Source organism: Halomonas lysinitropha (assembly GCF_902500215.1).
Taxonomy (GTDB): Bacteria; Pseudomonadota; Gammaproteobacteria; order Pseudomonadales; family Halomonadaceae; genus Halomonas; species Halomonas lysinitropha.
Window position 1 is genome coordinate 63,956 of the sequence record NZ_CABVOU010000039.1, and the last position, 14,125, is coordinate 78,080.

9 protein-coding genes are annotated in these 14,125 nt (G+C 67.8%); 6 read left to right on the forward strand and 3 right to left on the reverse strand.

What is annotated here, in order from left to right:
* The 4 genes from HALO32_RS11905 to ppc are packed head-to-tail and all read left to right on the forward strand — an operon-like array spanning position 1 to position 7,262.
* Positions 1–1,446, forward strand: coding sequence for a TRAM domain-containing protein (locus HALO32_RS11905; protein WP_151444094.1), 1,446 nt, complete (start codon positions 1–3; stop codon positions 1,444–1,446).
* The gene (relA, locus tag HALO32_RS11910) at positions 1,439–3,724 is read left to right on the forward strand and encodes a GTP diphosphokinase (RefSeq protein ID WP_151444095.1); all 2,286 of its coding nucleotides are present in this window, start codon (positions 1,439–1,441) and stop codon (positions 3,722–3,724) included. The genes HALO32_RS11905 and relA overlap by 8 nt, the downstream gene beginning before the upstream one ends.
* Positions 3,721–4,617, forward strand: a complete 897-nt coding sequence (gene mazG, locus HALO32_RS11915; RefSeq protein ID WP_151444096.1) for a nucleoside triphosphate pyrophosphohydrolase — start codon at positions 3,721–3,723, stop codon at positions 4,615–4,617. Before relA ends, mazG begins: the two co-directional genes overlap by 4 nt.
* Positions 4,614–7,262, forward strand: coding sequence for a phosphoenolpyruvate carboxylase (gene ppc, locus HALO32_RS11920; protein ID WP_151444097.1), 2,649 nt, complete (start codon positions 4,614–4,616; stop codon positions 7,260–7,262). Before mazG ends, ppc begins: the two co-directional genes overlap by 4 nt.
* Before the next feature lie 103 nt (positions 7,263–7,365).
* On the opposite strand, the gene HALO32_RS11925 is transcribed toward ppc, so the two are convergent.
* The 3 genes from HALO32_RS11925 to HALO32_RS11935 form a co-directional block, all read right to left on the reverse strand.
* On the reverse strand, positions 7,366–7,938 hold the full coding sequence (locus tag HALO32_RS11925) for a hypothetical protein (protein ID WP_151444098.1): 573 nt from the start codon (positions 7,936–7,938) through the stop codon (positions 7,366–7,368).
* Positions 7,939–7,999: 61 nt separating this feature from the next.
* Entirely contained in the window at positions 8,000–8,935 is a 936-nt protein-coding gene (locus tag HALO32_RS11930) for a ketopantoate reductase family protein (protein ID WP_151444099.1), read from the reverse strand.
* A gap of 16 nt (positions 8,936–8,951) precedes the next feature.
* Positions 8,952–10,871: a DNA topoisomerase III gene (locus HALO32_RS11935; RefSeq protein WP_151444100.1), complete on the reverse strand. Its 1,920-nt coding sequence runs from the start codon at positions 10,869–10,871 to the stop codon at positions 8,952–8,954.
* A 119-nt stretch (positions 10,872–10,990) separates the two neighbouring features.
* On the opposite strand from HALO32_RS11935, the gene HALO32_RS11940 reads away from it, so the two are divergent.
* Positions 10,991–12,235: an ABC1 kinase family protein gene (locus HALO32_RS11940; protein WP_151444101.1), complete on the forward strand. Its 1,245-nt coding sequence runs from the start codon at positions 10,991–10,993 to the stop codon at positions 12,233–12,235.
* 63 nt (positions 12,236–12,298) lie between these two features.
* Positions 12,299–14,119: an SEC-C domain-containing protein gene (locus HALO32_RS11945; RefSeq protein ID WP_151444102.1), complete on the forward strand. Its 1,821-nt coding sequence runs from the start codon at positions 12,299–12,301 to the stop codon at positions 14,117–14,119.
* Positions 14,120–14,125 lie beyond the last annotated feature (6 nt).

A 14,125-nucleotide genomic window follows, 5' to 3' on the forward strand; every position in this document is an offset into this window, starting at 1 on the left:
ATGGCCATGCTGGGCAAGCGTCGCCCGACACGAGCGCCGTCGGGTGTTTCGGGGTTGCAGGGGCGCCAAGAGCACAACCGTAAGCCCTCCGCTGCCGAAGAGCAGGATATTCTGGACGTCCGGGGGCTGGCCCATGACGGGCGCGGTGTGGCACGCACGATTCAAGGCAAGACCGTATTCATCGAAGGCGCGCTCCCCGGCGAGCGCGTGAAGGTTGCCGTTCATCGTACCCGCAAGCGCTTCGACGAGGCCCATGTTCGAGAGCTGCTGTTGGCCTCGCCGGAGCGCGTCGCGCCCCCCTGTCCCCACTTCGAGCGTTGTGGCGGCTGCGACCTGCAGCACCTCACCCTGCCGGCGCAGCGGCGCCACAAGCAGGCCGTGCTGGAGGAGCTGCTGGGGCGCCAGGGCATCACGCCCGGCGTGTCTCCCGAGCTGCTTGCCGGCGCGGGCGAGGACTACCGTCGTCGCGCCCGACTGGGCGTCAAGGTGAACGCCGACGGGGGCATCCATCTGGGCTTTCGCGCGCGCCATAGCCACCGCCTGGTCGACATCGATGCCTGCACCGTGCTGGTGCCGGCGCTGGAGGCCCTGCTTGTGCCACTGCACCAGCTGCTGGCAGAGCTCGAGGCACCACGCCAGGTGGGGCACCTGGAGCTGCTCGAGAGCGACCAGGGCGCCGTGGTGGTCGTGCGCCAGTTGCGTGACCATCCCGGAGATGCCCGGCGCTGGCAGGCCTTCGCCAGCGTCCATGGCGTACACCTGGCCCGCTGGCTGGGTCGCGAAGCGGCGGAGTTCGCCTGGCTGACCCCCGCGCCGGCGCTCAGCTGCCGGGTGTCGGGGCCTGACGGGTCGCTCACCCTGGGCTTCGCCCCCGGGGACTTCCTGCAGGCCAATGCCGAGGTCAATGACCTGATGGTGAGAACGGCCCTCTCCTGGCTGGCGCCGCTGGCTGCCGGCGAGCGGGTGCTGGACCTGTTCGCCGGCGTGGGCAACTTCAGCCTGCCGCTGGCCGCCGCCGGTGCCCGGGTGACGGCGGTGGAGGGCAATCCGGCGATGGTCGCGCGGCTCGGCGACAATGCCCGTGCCAATGCTTCCGGTCGGGGGCTGGAGGTCGAGGCGCGCCAGGCAGACCTCTCCGGACCGGCGGCCGTGCGCGACCTGCTCCAGGACGTCGCCCCCGCGGTGGTGGTGCTGGACCCGCCCCGGGAAGGGGCCGAGGCGGTGAGCCGGGCACTGGTGGAACATCCGGTGGCTCGACTGCTCTACATCTCATGTGATCCGGCCACCCTGGCCCGGGATGCGGCACACCTCGTGCATGGTGGCTATCGTATCCGGCGCATGGCCGTGGCCGACATGTTCGTGCACACCTCACACCTGGAATCCATGCTGCTGTTCGAGTATCACGGCTCGGCGCGACAGAGCCAAGGAGGGTCAAGCGATGGTTAAAGTGCGTGAAGAGCAGCCGCTGACCCGGGAAGGGAAGATCGATATCGACCAGTGGCTTACTCGTCTGCAGGACGATGTCAATCTGCGCCATGTGGACGAGATGCGCCGTGTCTGCGAGCTGGCATGGCAACTGGAACTGTCCGCTGAACGTCCCCACAAGGCTTGGCTGAAGGATGGCTCGAGCTTTCGCATGGGCCTGGAAATGGCGGATATCCTGAGCGAACTCAAGCTCGACCAGACGGCGCTGGAGGCCGCGGTGCTCTACCGCGCCGTGCGCGAGCAGCTGATCGGCCTCGACGAGGTCAATAAGCGCTTTGGTCACGAGGTCGCCGGGCTCATCGACGGCGTGCTGCAGATGGCCGCCATCAGCACCTTTCAGGCGCCCAGCCAGGGCCTGATCCAGCATGACCAGCAGGACAACCTGCGCAAGATGCTGGTCAACCTGATTGACGATGTCCGCGTCGCCCTGATCAAGATTGCCGAGCGCACCTGCGCCTTGCGCCAGGTGCGCGATGCGCCTCGCGAGAAGCGCCTGCAGGTGGCCCGCGAGGTGTTCGACATCTATGCGCCTCTGGCCCATCGCCTGGGGATCGGCCATCTCAAGTGGGAGCTCGAGGATCTCTCCTTCCGCTACCTGCACGAGGACGAGTACAAGGCCATCGCCCGGCAACTCGCCGAGAAGCGTCTGGATCGCGACCGTTACATCAACGAGGTGGTGGAGACCCTCAAGTCGCTGATGTCGGCCCAGGGCATCATCCGGTATCAGGTCGACGGACGCGCCAAGCACATCTACTCGATCTGGCGGAAGATGAAGCGCAAGGGCATCGACTTCTCCCAGGTCCATGACATCCGGGCGGTGCGCATTCTGGTTCCCGAGGTGAGCGACTGCTACACGGTGCTGGGTATCGTGCATTCGCGCTGGCATCACGTGCCCAACGAGTTCGATGACTATATCGCCAACCCCAAGAAGAACGGCTACCAGTCGCTTCACACCGCGGTGCTCGGCCCCGAGAACAAGGTGCTCGAGATCCAGATCCGCACCTTCGCCATGCACGAGGAGGCCGAGCTCGGGGTCTGTGCCCACTGGCGCTACAAGGGGCACGATACCAGCGCGCGAAGCGCCAGCTACGAGGAGAAGATCGCCTGGCTGCGCCAGGTGCTGGAGTGGCACGAGGAGGTGGGCGACTTCGGCGACCTGCGCGAGGGGTTGACCAGCGACGTGGCCCCGGACCGCATCTATGTCTTCACCCCGGACGGCCACGTCATCGACCTGCCCCGGGTCGCCACACCGATCGACTTCGCCTACCGCGTGCACACCGAGGTGGGCCACCGCTGCCGGGGGGCCAAGGTCAACGGCCGCATCGTGCCGCTTACCTACCGGCTCAAGACCGGCCAGCAGGTGGAGATCCTCACGGCCAGCAAGGGCGGGCCGAGCCGCGACTGGCTCAATCCCAACCTGGGCTATGTGTGCACCTCCCGGGCGCGGGCCAAGATCCAGGCCTGGTTCAAGCTGCAGGCCCGCGACCGCAACCTCGAGGAGGGCCGGGCGCTGTTCGAGCGCGAGATGAAGCGCCTCGACGTCGAGGACATGGACCTGACCCGCCTGGCCAACAAGGTCAACTACCCCACCCCGGATGACATGTATGCGGCCCTGGGCGCGGGGGACCTGCGCATCGGCCAGGTGCTCCACCAGGCCCAGCAGCTGTTCGGCGAGAGCGATGATCAGGAACAGCTCGACCGCCTGCTGGCCAAGCCCCGCAAGGCTCAGGGCAAGGGCAGCGGCAGCGACATCACCGTGCTCGGGGTGGGCAACCTCAAGACCAGCATGGCCAACTGCTGCCATCCGGTGCCCGGTGACGCCATCGTCGGCTTCATTACCCAGGGGCGCGGCGTCACTGTGCATCGCCAGGACTGCCCCAATATCCTGCAGCTGCGTCTGGACGAGCCCCAGCGCATCATCGAGGTGGAGTGGGGCGAGCGAGCCCGTACCCAGTATCCGGTAGACATCGAGATCCAGGCCTGGGACCGCTCGGGCCTGCTGCGCGACGTTACCGGCGTGCTCAGCAACGACCACGTCAACGTACTCTCGGTGAACACGCTGACCGACACCGTTGACGGCATCGCGCGCCTGTCCATCACGCTCGAGGTTGACGGCCTGGAAACCCTGGGGCGTCTCTTCTCGCGGATTCAGCAGCTGCCCAATGTCATCGAGGTGCGTCGTCTGCGCGACGGGGGCGGAGAGGGCAAGCCTGGCAAGCGCAAGAGGAGAATGACATGAGTGAGTCCCGCTATGACCTCGGCGACCTGCTCGAGCTGATGGCCGTGCTGCGCGATCCCGAGCAGGGCTGCCCCTGGGATGTGAAGCAGGACTGGGATTCCATCGTGCCGCATACCCTGGAGGAGGCCTACGAGGTTGCCGACGCCATCGAACGGCGGGCCTGGGACGAGCTACCCGGCGAGCTCGGTGACCTGCTTTTTCAGGTGGTCTATTACAGCCAGTTCGGGGCCGAGGAAGGGCGCTTTGACTTCCATGAGGTAGTGCATGTCCTCACTGCCAAAATGCTGCGCCGCCACCCGCATGTCTTCCCCGACGGCACCCTGGTCTCGCGCCGCCCGCGTGGGATGAGCGCCGAGGAGATCGAGACCCGGCAGGTACACTCCCGTTGGGAATCGCTGAAGGACGAGGAGCGCGCCGAGCGGGCCAACGACACCTCCGCAACGTCCCGCAACGGTGCTCCGGCGTCGGTGCTGGATGACGTGCCCCTCACTCTGCCGGCGCTCTCTCGGGCCGCCAAGCTCTCCAAGCGCGCCGCCCGGGTCGGCTTCGACTGGCCCGATAGCAGCGGTGTGCTGGAAAAGATCCGCGAGGAGCTGGATGAGGTGGAAGAGGCCCTTCTGGCGGGAGATCGGGCGCACGCGGTGGAAGAAGTGGGCGACCTGTTGTTCGCGGTGACCAACCTGGCACGCACGCTCAAGACCGATCCCGAGCAGTGTCTGCGTGCCACCAATGCCAAGTTCGAGCGGCGCTTCCGACACGTCGAGGCGGCCCTGGCCGCCGCCGAGGTGCCGCTGCAGGAGGCCGGCCTGGCGACCATGGAGCGCCACTGGCAGGCCGCCAAGCACCTCGACATTCCCGACCAGGAATTGCCGCAAGGAGAGTCACGATCATGAGCCACGATCTGCACGAATCGCTGCGTGACAATGTCCGTATCCTGGGCGACAGCCTGGGCCGCACCATCGCCGATGATCTGGGTCCGGGCTTCGTCGATCGAATCGAGACCATCCGAGGCTTTGCCAAGCACGGGCGGCATGGCGAGGATGGCAGCCAGCGCGCGCTGATCGAGTACCTTCGCAAGCTGCCCGACCGAGATCTGCTGCCGGTGACCCGGGCCTTCAACCAGTTTCTCAACCTGGCCAATATCGCCGAGCAACACTATCGAGCGCGCTTCCGTCGGGTCGAGGATTACAAGCCCGGTTCCCAGCCGGTGCTCTCCGAGCTGCTCGAGCGGGCCCGCGGGGCCGGTCATTCGCCGCGCAAGCTGGTGGAGACCCTGGCCGGCATGCGCGTCGAACTGGTCCTGACGGCTCATCCCACCGAGGTCATTCGCCGTACCCTGATCCAGAAGTATGATGCCATCGACGACTGTCTCAGTGCCATCGAGTCTTCCGGCGACTATCCGGAGCGCGTGGCGCGTGCCCAGGGCCGGCTGGAGGAACTGATCAGCCAGGCCTGGCACACCGACGAGATCCGCCACGAGCGACCGACCCCGGTGGACGAGGCCAAATGGGGCTTCGCGGTGATCGAGAACTCTCTGTGGCAGGCGGTCCCCGACTTTCATCGTGACCTCGACAACCTGCTGCTGGAGACTGCCGGGGAGCGTCTGCCGCTGGATGCCGCACCGATCCGCTTCGCCTCCTGGATGGGGGGCGACCGTGACGGCAATCCCAACGTCACAGCGAAGGTGACCCGCGAGGTACTGCTGTTGGGGCGCTGGATGGCGGCGGACCTCTACCTGCGCGATCTGGAGCAGCTCAGGGCCGAGCTCTCCATGTGGAAGGCCAACAGCGCACTCAAGGCCGAGGTGGGCGAGGTCACCGAACCCTACCGCGAACTGCTCAAGCGCCTATCGAATCGTGTCGAGGCAACGCGGGACTGGGCCAAGGACGAGCTCGACGGGCGGCGCTACGAAGGCGGCCCCATCATCGAGACCCGGGACCAGCTCTATGCCCCGCTACTGGCCTGCTATCGCTCGCTGTGTGATGTGGGACTCGACACCATCGCCAACGGCGTGCTGCTCGACACGCTGCGCCGCGTGGCGGTCTTCGGTGTCACCCTGACCAAGCTCGATCTGCGCCAGGAGGCCAGTCGCCACGCCCAGGTGATGGAGGAGCTTACTCAGGGCCTGGCGCTCGGCCACTACCGCGACTGGAACGAGGCGCAGCGCCAGGAATTCCTGCTTACCGAACTCGCCTCGCGGCGTCCGCTGATCCCGCGGCGCTGGGAGTGCTCCGCCGAGTCCCGTGAGGTCATCGACACCTTCCGGGTCATCGCCTCCGAGCACCGTGAGGCGCTGGGCACCTACATCATCTCGATGGCCGCCCAGCCCTCCGACGTGCTCGCCGTGGCCCTGCTGATGAAGGAGGTGGGGGGCACGGTCAGCCTGCCCATCGCACCGCTGTTCGAGACCCTCGATGACCTGGATCATGCCGGTGAGGTCATCGATCACCTGCTGGCGCTGCCCGGGTATCGTGCCCTGGCCGGCGACAGCCAGGAGGTGATGATCGGCTATTCGGACTCCGCCAAGGACGCCGGCCAGCTGGCCGCCGCCTGGGCGCAGTACCGGGCCCAGGAGACGCTGGTGGAGGTCTGCCAGCGTCACGGCGTCGACCTCACGCTCTTCCATGGCCGCGGTGGCACCGTGGGTCGGGGAGGCGGGCCCGCCCACGCGGCCATCCTCTCCCAGCCGCCGGGCTCGGTGAACGGCAGCCTGCGGGTGACCGAGCAGGGCGAAATGATTCGCTTCAAGTTCGGCCAGCCCGAGATCGCCCTGCGTTCCATGGAGATCTATGCCTGTGCGGTCCTCGAGGCAAGCCTGCTGCCGCCGCCGGCGCCCAAGACAGAATGGCGCGAGGAGATGGACCGTCTGGCCGAGGTGGCCCATGGCGCCTATGTGGGGGTGGTGCGGGAGGACCCCGATTTCGTCCCCTATTTTCGGTCGGTGACACCGGAAGGCGCGCTGGGGCGACTGCCGCTGGGTTCGCGACCCACCAAGCGTCGCCAGGACGGCGGTGTCGAGACCCTGCGGGCGATTCCCTGGATCTTCGCCTGGACCCAGATACGTCTGATGCTGCCGGCCTGGCTGGGCAGTGGCGAGGCTTTCTGCCAGCGGCTGGAGGAGGAGGGTGGCCTTGAGAGGCTTCGCGAGATGCGCGACCACTGGCCTTTCTTTGGTACATACCTGGACATGCTGGAGATGCTGCTGGCCAAGGCCGATGTGGGCATCGCCGCCTACTACGAACACCGGCTGGTCGACGAACCGTCCCTCAAGGCCCTCGGCGAGCGGCTACGCACTCGCTTCGGTCGACTCCAGGGGGCGCTGCTGCAAGTGCTCGACCAGCAGGAACTGCTGGAGAAGACGCCGCTGATCCGCCAGGCCATCGAGGTGCGTAATCCCTACATCGATCCGCTGCACGGTCTGCAGGCGGAGCTACTGCAGCGTAACCGCGACGCCGATGGGGCGATCAGCGCGGACCTTTCCCGGGCGCTGATGGTGACCATGGCGGGAATCGCCGCCGGACTTCGCAATACGGGTTAGGCCTTCGGCCAGCTACAAGCTTCAAGAAGCAAGCTCCAAGGAACCCCTTGGCTTGCTCCTTGACGTATCCAGGATATGCTGTCTTGCAGCTTGCAGCTTGCAGCTAGAAAGGAAAATGCACCGAGGCGGTCATCAGGTTGAGATGGTTCATGGTCGGGTCTTCGATCTCCTCGAACTCCAGGCGGCTGACCAGATGGCGCAGCTGCAGGCGAGCACCGAAACCCTGCACCCTGGTCGTTCCACCGCCCTCTTGCAGCTGCTCGTCGTCGCCTATGGGATTTCCTTGCCACTCAGCCAGACCCGACTTGGCGTAGAGGCCGAGGGGCCCGAAACGTACGCCGGCCACCAGGCTGCCGCCCAGGCTAGTGGTGTCAAGGAGCTGCTGTCCATCGGCCAGGGAGACCGGCACGTCATCGCTTTCTCGATAGCTGAATTCGGCACCCAGGTCGAGGCGTGGCAGGTGCTGCGGGGTGAAACCGGCGGTGAGCCGGAAACCCGACGTATAGCCGTCGGGGGTGTCGACGTCGCTTCCCTGGACGATCATGCCGTTATCAAGCTGGACCAGTTTCTTGGCCATGCCCCCGTAGGCGGGCACGGTCGAATCAGCCTGCGTGGGCAGGACCCCCAGCGCCAGGATGCTGGAGAGTGCGATGGCAAGACGCGAACTTGGTTGCATGTTTCCCGACCTTGAGGCGACAGTTTGAAGGCTGCCGAGCCCGAATTATCGTCAATTCAGCCTAGCAAAGCGTCGGCGGTACCGCCAATTTCTCCGCCCGAATGCGCAGGTCAAGTAGATGCTGTGCCAGGCAGGGGGCCGGCAGCTGGTGTCGTGAAGCGGCCGCCAGCAGCGGCGCAAGAATCGCCTCGTGTTCGGTGAGTCGGCCTGCCAGCACGTCCTGCAGCATGGAGGCACGATTGTTGGCCGTGGCCTCGATGACCTGCCAGACCAGCCGCCGCCAATCTTGCATGCCGCCCCCACCGGGGGGAGTGACGCCCTCGGCGTCGAGGATGGCCGACACCTCGATGATCCGTCTCTCGACCATCTGGCGGAAGGGGCGGTCGCGCAGTTGGCCGTTGCGGATCGTGAAGCGTGCGACCAGGGGGTTGATGGCGGCATTGACGGCCAGCTTGCGCCACAGCCGCAGGCGAATATCGTCGACCACTTCGGCCGGCAGCCCGGCCTCGCTCAGGGTCCGCGCCAGCGTCATGGCCCGCTCCGTGTGTCCACCGTCCAGGGCGCCGATGTAGGTATGGCCATGGCCGGCATGGGTCACCCGGTCGTCGGCCTGCACATGGGCGCCCTCGGTGGTGGAGGCACACAGCACCGGGCCGTGATGGCGCTCGGTGAGCGCTGGCTGACAGGCGAAGCCGTTCTGCCACAGCACCAGGGGCACGCCGGAAGGCAGTTGGGCGGCAAGGGTAGCGTGGACTTCCTCGGCGGCGTAGGCCTTGGTGGTCAGGTGCACTACGGCGGGCGTTTCCCGGGGAAGGGTGTCGAGCCAGGTCATGGCGAACGTCTGTATCAGGGTCTCGCCCGCGGGCGTGACCAGGGTCTGACGAGCGGGAAGCCGGTGGCGGCCGAGCAGCCTCACCGGGACCCGCCCGGCCAGCCGGTGGGCGATCAGTCGTCCCAGGGCACCGGGACCGACGATCCAGTGTGTCGACGGGGTCATGGCATGTCTCTCGGGGTCATGAGCTGCGGGGGCGGCGTGCCGCGCCCGCCCTGCGGGGCGAGCCGCCGCGCCGCTTGCCGCGAGTCGGGCGGGCCGCAGGGGACTGCTCCCCCGGGGCGTTATTCAGGGCCTCTCGCAGTCGGCCCGCATCGGCGGCGGCGAGCAGGCCATGCAGGTCCTCGGTCAAGGCCGCGAGGAAGGGGGCCGGAGCATCGCCCTGCTCGACGATGCCGCCCAGGCGCTGCTCCCAGAGCGCGGTACGCTCGGGGCGACCCACCGCCTCGGGCAGCGAGGCGATCAGCGCGCTGCCGAGTCGCGTGGCCCGCAGGGCCTTGGCCTGGCGCACCAGATACCCGCGCTCCACCAGGGTCTCGATAATCCCTGCCCGGGTCGCCTCGGTGCCCAGGCCGTCGTGCTCGCGCAGCGTGCGCCGCACGGTCGGGTCCTCGACGTAGCGGGCGATGTTCATCATCGCCTTGATCAAGCTGGCGTCGGTGAAGGGCTCGGGTGGGCGCGTCTCGCGGTCTTCGACGCCGACTTCCTGAACCCGGCAGCTCTCGCCCTCGGTGAGTGGGGGCAGCGGAGGAGCCTCGTCACGGGTGGTGAACAGCGGCTTCCAGCCGGGGTCGAGGATCTCCTGGCCGCGGGCGCGGAAGGGCTCGCCGAGAAGGCGGAACTCTGCCTTTACCTCGCGGGTGGAAAGCGCGGGATAGAACTGGGCCAGGACATTGCGGGTGATCAGCCGGAAGACATCGGCCTCGGCCTTCTCCAGCCGCGAGAGGTCGGCGGGTTTGCCGGTGGGGGCCAGGGCATGGTGGGCGCCCACCTTGCGATCGTCCCAGGCTCTGGAGCGTCGCGTGAAATCCGCCCCGGCCAGCCACTGGCCGAGGGTGTCGTCCACGCGGCAGGCACTCTCCAGACTGGCCCGTGCCGCGGTGAAATGCTCCTCGGGCAGGAAGCGACAGTCTGAGCGCGGGTAGGTGATCAGCTGGTGGCGCTCGTAGAGGCGCTGGCAGATGTCCAGAGTCGCCTTGGCGGAGAGCCCATGGCGCCGCGCCGCATCCACTTGCAGCGCGGAGAGCGAGTAGGGCAGGGGGGCGGCCTGGCGCTTGTCTTGACTCTCGAGAGCCGTGAGCCGTCCCTCGGCACCGGGCAGGCGTTCGGCCAGCGCGGTGGCAGGCTCCCGAGCCAGCAGGCGTCCCTGGTCGTCGAGGGGATGAGGCTCACCGGGCACCCACCAGGCCCGGAGCTGCCCCTGGGGGACGGCAAGATCGGCCCACAGCACGAAGAAGGGTATTGGATTGAAGTCGCGGATTTCGGCATCGCGGCGTACCACCAGCCCCAATACCGGGGTCTGGACCCGTCCCACCGAGAGCACCCCGTCGTGGCCGGCCTGGCGACCGATGAGCGTCCAGGCCCGGGTCAGGTTGATGCCGTAGAGCCAGTCGGCCCGGGCGCGGCATTGGGCCGCTCGGTACAAGGGCTCGAAGCGACGATTGTCCTCGAGCCGAGCGAGCGCGCGCTGTACCGCCGGGCGAGTGAGGTCGCTGATCAGTAGCCGGGAGACCGGTCCCTTCCAGCCCAGGTACTCGATTACCTCCTGCACCAGTAGCTGGCCCTCGCGGTCAGGGTCGCCGGCATGCACCACCTCGCAGGTGGACTTGAGCAGTCGACGGATCGCCGCCAACTGGCCACGGGCCTTGGGGCGAGGCATCAGCTTCCAGCGGCTCGGCAGGATCGGCAGATGATCGAGGCGCCACTGCTTGAGGGCGGCGTCGTAGGCATCGGGCGGGGCCTGCTCCAGCAGGTGGCCCAGGCACCAGGTGACGGTGGTCTCGCCGACCACCAGGGCTCCGTCGTCGCGACGGGCGGCGCCGGGCAGGGCCTCGGCGATGGCCCGGGCAAGGCTCGGTTTCTCGGCGATGATCAGTCGCATGATGCCTCGTCGCAGTGAGTGGCATGGACATTCTTCCAGTATTTTCCAGGTCTCGCCAGGTGTAAGCTGCGTCGAGATATGTACAATGGTTGTACAATATTGATCGAAGGAGAAAGGTCATGCGCGAACGCGGCCGTACCCGACGCCTGCTGGGACTCGGCGCTCGCACCGGCGGGGCGCTGATGCGGACCCGCATGGGCGGGCAGGCCGACTGGCGGGCCCTGGGGGAAGCCCTCTTCGAAGGGCTTTCCGAGCTCAAGGGGCCGGCGATGAAGCTGGCCCAGATCATGTCGCAGTGGGACGACCTGCTGCCGCCGGACCTCGCCGAGGAGCTCTCTCGCCTGCAACGCCAGGCCGAGCCGATGCCCTGGGAGGGTATCCGACGCACCCTGGTCGACGAGTACGGTGACCTGGACGCGGTGTTCTCCGAGATCGAGCAGCGGCCCTTCGCCAGTGCCTCCATGGGGCAGGTGCACCGTGCCACGACCCTGGGCGGCGAGACCCTGGTGCTCAAGGTGCAGTACCCGGGGCTTGTCGACGTGCTGGAGAGCGATCTGGCGCAGGTACGGCGCCTGATGCGCCTGGGCCGCTGGCTCAAGGTGCCCCAGGCGCGCCTGGATGCCCTCTTCGAGGAGCTGGCGGTGAGCCTGCGCGGCGAGCTCGACTACCACGCCGAGGCCGAGGCCCTGGCCCGCTATCGCAGGCGTTACGCGCACCTCGACAGCCTGGTCATCCCCGAGCCGCTGCCTGAGCTCTCCGGCCCACGGGTGCTGGCCATGCGCTACGAGCCCGGGACGCCGCTGCGTGAACTGGAGGCAGGCGATGACGACCTTCGCCAGAAGGTGGCGAAGACCCTGGTCGACTGGATCACCGAAGAGCTCTTCACCCATGGTGAACTCCACGCCGACCCCCACGCCGGCAATTTTGCCGTCAACGATCGCGGGCAGCTGGTCCTCTATGACCTGGGGGCGGTGATCCCGGTGCCCGAATCGCGCCTGCGGGCGATGCTGCAACTGCTCGAGGCGACCCTGGCAAAGGACCCCCTGGCCATGGACGAGGCGGTTCTCAAGCTGGGTGGCCGCCAGGGACAGGGGGCACCGCTCTCGCTCTATCGTGAGTCCGCCGAGGCGGTGGAGCCGCTGTTTCGCCCCGGCGAGCAGGCCTTCGGCGACGTGCGGGTGCATCGTCGCCTGCGTGAGCTCTCGCCGAAGGTCTGGGCGGCCATGGACCGTCTACAGCCCCCGGCGAATACACTGCTGTTGTCACGCACCCTCAACGGCCACTACTGGAACCTGGTACGCCTCGGCGCCCGACTGGACATGCAGGCGCGCACTCGACCGCTGCTTGAGTGGGCGAAGGGATGAACGGCTGCCAAGCCCCCGGGCAGACTGGTAGACTATGTCGCTTTCCCATCGTTGGAGTGCGCAATGCTGGCAGTATGGGTGGAACAGCTGCTGGGCTTTGCCTCGGGGGCGCTCAAGGCCATTCGTCAGGATGAGCGCTACCCCACGCTGATGGCCTGGGCCCGTGACGAGGGGCCGGCTCTGGTGGGTGGCGACCTGGCACTGGCCCAGGCGCTGGCGCCGGAGCTTTGGTCGCAGACTCCGCTGGCGCGACTCGACTTTGCCGCCGAGCCCCTCGCCCGTCCCGGGCGCAACGAGCCCTGCTGGTGTGATTCGGGACGCAAGACCAAGGACTGCTGTGGGGCGGTCAGTCTACCCGGCCATGTGCCGCCGCACCTGATGTGGATGCTCTCGCTGCGTGACTGGAAGGGCGATACCCTCAAGGCCGCTCTGGCCAGCGGCCGCGCTCCGGCCCAGGCGCTGCTCGAGGCGGGCCTGATCGCCGCCGAGTCCGGCCAGCGCGGGCGCGCCCAGCAGATTCTCGAGTCGCTGTTCGAGCTCTCCGACTGGCTGATGCTTCCCGAACAGGCCGAGCCCGCCTTCGAGATCCTTATCGACCTCTACCAGGAGCGCGGCTTCCATCGCAAGCGCGAAGCCCTGCTCGATGCCGTGCTCGACCGCGGGCCGCTGTTCCTGCGCGGCGTGGCCCTGGAACGCCTCTGCCTGATGCACCTGGACAACGACGACCTGGACAGCGCCCGGGCGGCCTTCGTGCGCGCGCAGCAGGCCCTGCCGGACTCACCGACCCTGGCCTATATCGAGGCCATGCTGCTGCTGCACGAGGGCCATGAAGAGGAGGCCGCCGAGCGTTCGCGCTTCTGGTTCCGCCGCCTGGCCCGTCAAGGGGATCTGGACGCCGACCAGCTGCAGTTCCTGGCCGACCTGGCCGAGAACCCCGGGGCGACCCTGGCCGATCAGCTGCTCAGTGCCGAGGAGGACCTGGCAGAGCCGCTGGTGGCCCTGCAGGCGCTGCTGGAATCGCTGCCCGTGGCCCCGCGTCTGGAAATTCGCCGCGGCGAGGACGGCCTCGAATACCACACCACTGCCCGCGAGGACACCCTGTTCGCCGCCTGGCAGAAGGTCTTCCGGTCCCAGGTCGAGAGTGATGCCCCCATGGGCTTCGACGAGGATCCCTGGCCGCAGGCCGGGGAGTGGCTGCCGGCCCTCTGCGCCCATCCCGAATGGCTGGACGCCCCCGCGGTGGTGCAATCCCTGGCGCTGGCACTGGCCAGTCGTTTCGGCAGCCTGCCGTGGATGGCACCGAGCCTGTTCGAGCCCCTGGCAAGCCGGCTGGAACGCTGGCTAGAGCAGGTGCGTTCCGAGGGCGAGGGGCCGTTCCTGTGGGACAGCGCCGACAACGCCCTGCTGCTGCGCACCGGCCTAGCGCTGGTGGTGGGCATGGAGCGCGGTGCTCGGGCGCGTTCCCGCCAGCTGGCCGAACGGCTGCTCACCCTGGACGACCAGGACAGCCTGGGCCTGCGCGAGCTGGTGCTTGACCAGCTGCTTCGGGAGGGTCGTGACCGCGCGGCCCTGGCCTTGAGCGAGCGAGAGCTCGAGGTCGCTGACGACGAGACCCCGCCGCTGGGGCTGCTGATGGGGCGGGTGCTGGCGCTTTACCGCCTGGAGCGCCGTGACGAGGCCGCGGAGGCGCTGGCGGAGGTAGCCCGGCACAATCCCCACGCCGTGGCCATGCTGTGCGCCGAGAACCCCCGTCCCGTCGGCGGCGAGGGCGTCGCCGAGCTGGGTTCCCGTGCCGAGGCCTGGCAATACCGTACCCTGATGCGCGACCAGTGGCGGACTACCCCGGGTGCCCTGGCCTGGTTACAGGCGGGGCCGGCCAACTGACCGAGT

Bases quoted from the DNA above. Each gene is read 5' to 3' on its own strand.
- HALO32_RS11930 (WP_151444099.1), bottom strand. From the start codon at position 8,935: ATGACCCCGTCGACACACTGGATCGTCGGTCCCGGTGCCCTGGGACGA.
- HALO32_RS11935 (WP_151444100.1), bottom strand. From the start codon at position 10,871: ATGCGACTGATCATCGCCGAGAAACCGAGCCTTGCCCGGGCCATCGCC.
- relA (WP_151444095.1), top strand. From the start codon at position 1,439: ATGGTTAAAGTGCGTGAAGAGCAGCCGCTGACCCGGGAAGGGAAGATC.
- HALO32_RS11925 (WP_151444098.1), bottom strand. From the start codon at position 7,938: ATGCAACCAAGTTCGCGTCTTGCCATCGCACTCTCCAGCATCCTGGCG.
- HALO32_RS11905 (WP_151444094.1), top strand. From the start codon at position 1: ATGGCCATGCTGGGCAAGCGTCGCCCGACACGAGCGCCGTCGGGTGTT.
- HALO32_RS11945 (WP_151444102.1), top strand. From the start codon at position 12,299: ATGCTGGCAGTATGGGTGGAACAGCTGCTGGGCTTTGCCTCGGGGGCG.
- mazG (WP_151444096.1), top strand. From the start codon at position 3,721: ATGAGTGAGTCCCGCTATGACCTCGGCGACCTGCTCGAGCTGATGGCC.
- ppc (WP_151444097.1), top strand. From the start codon at position 4,614: ATGAGCCACGATCTGCACGAATCGCTGCGTGACAATGTCCGTATCCTG.
- HALO32_RS11940 (WP_151444101.1), top strand. From the start codon at position 10,991: ATGCGCGAACGCGGCCGTACCCGACGCCTGCTGGGACTCGGCGCTCGC.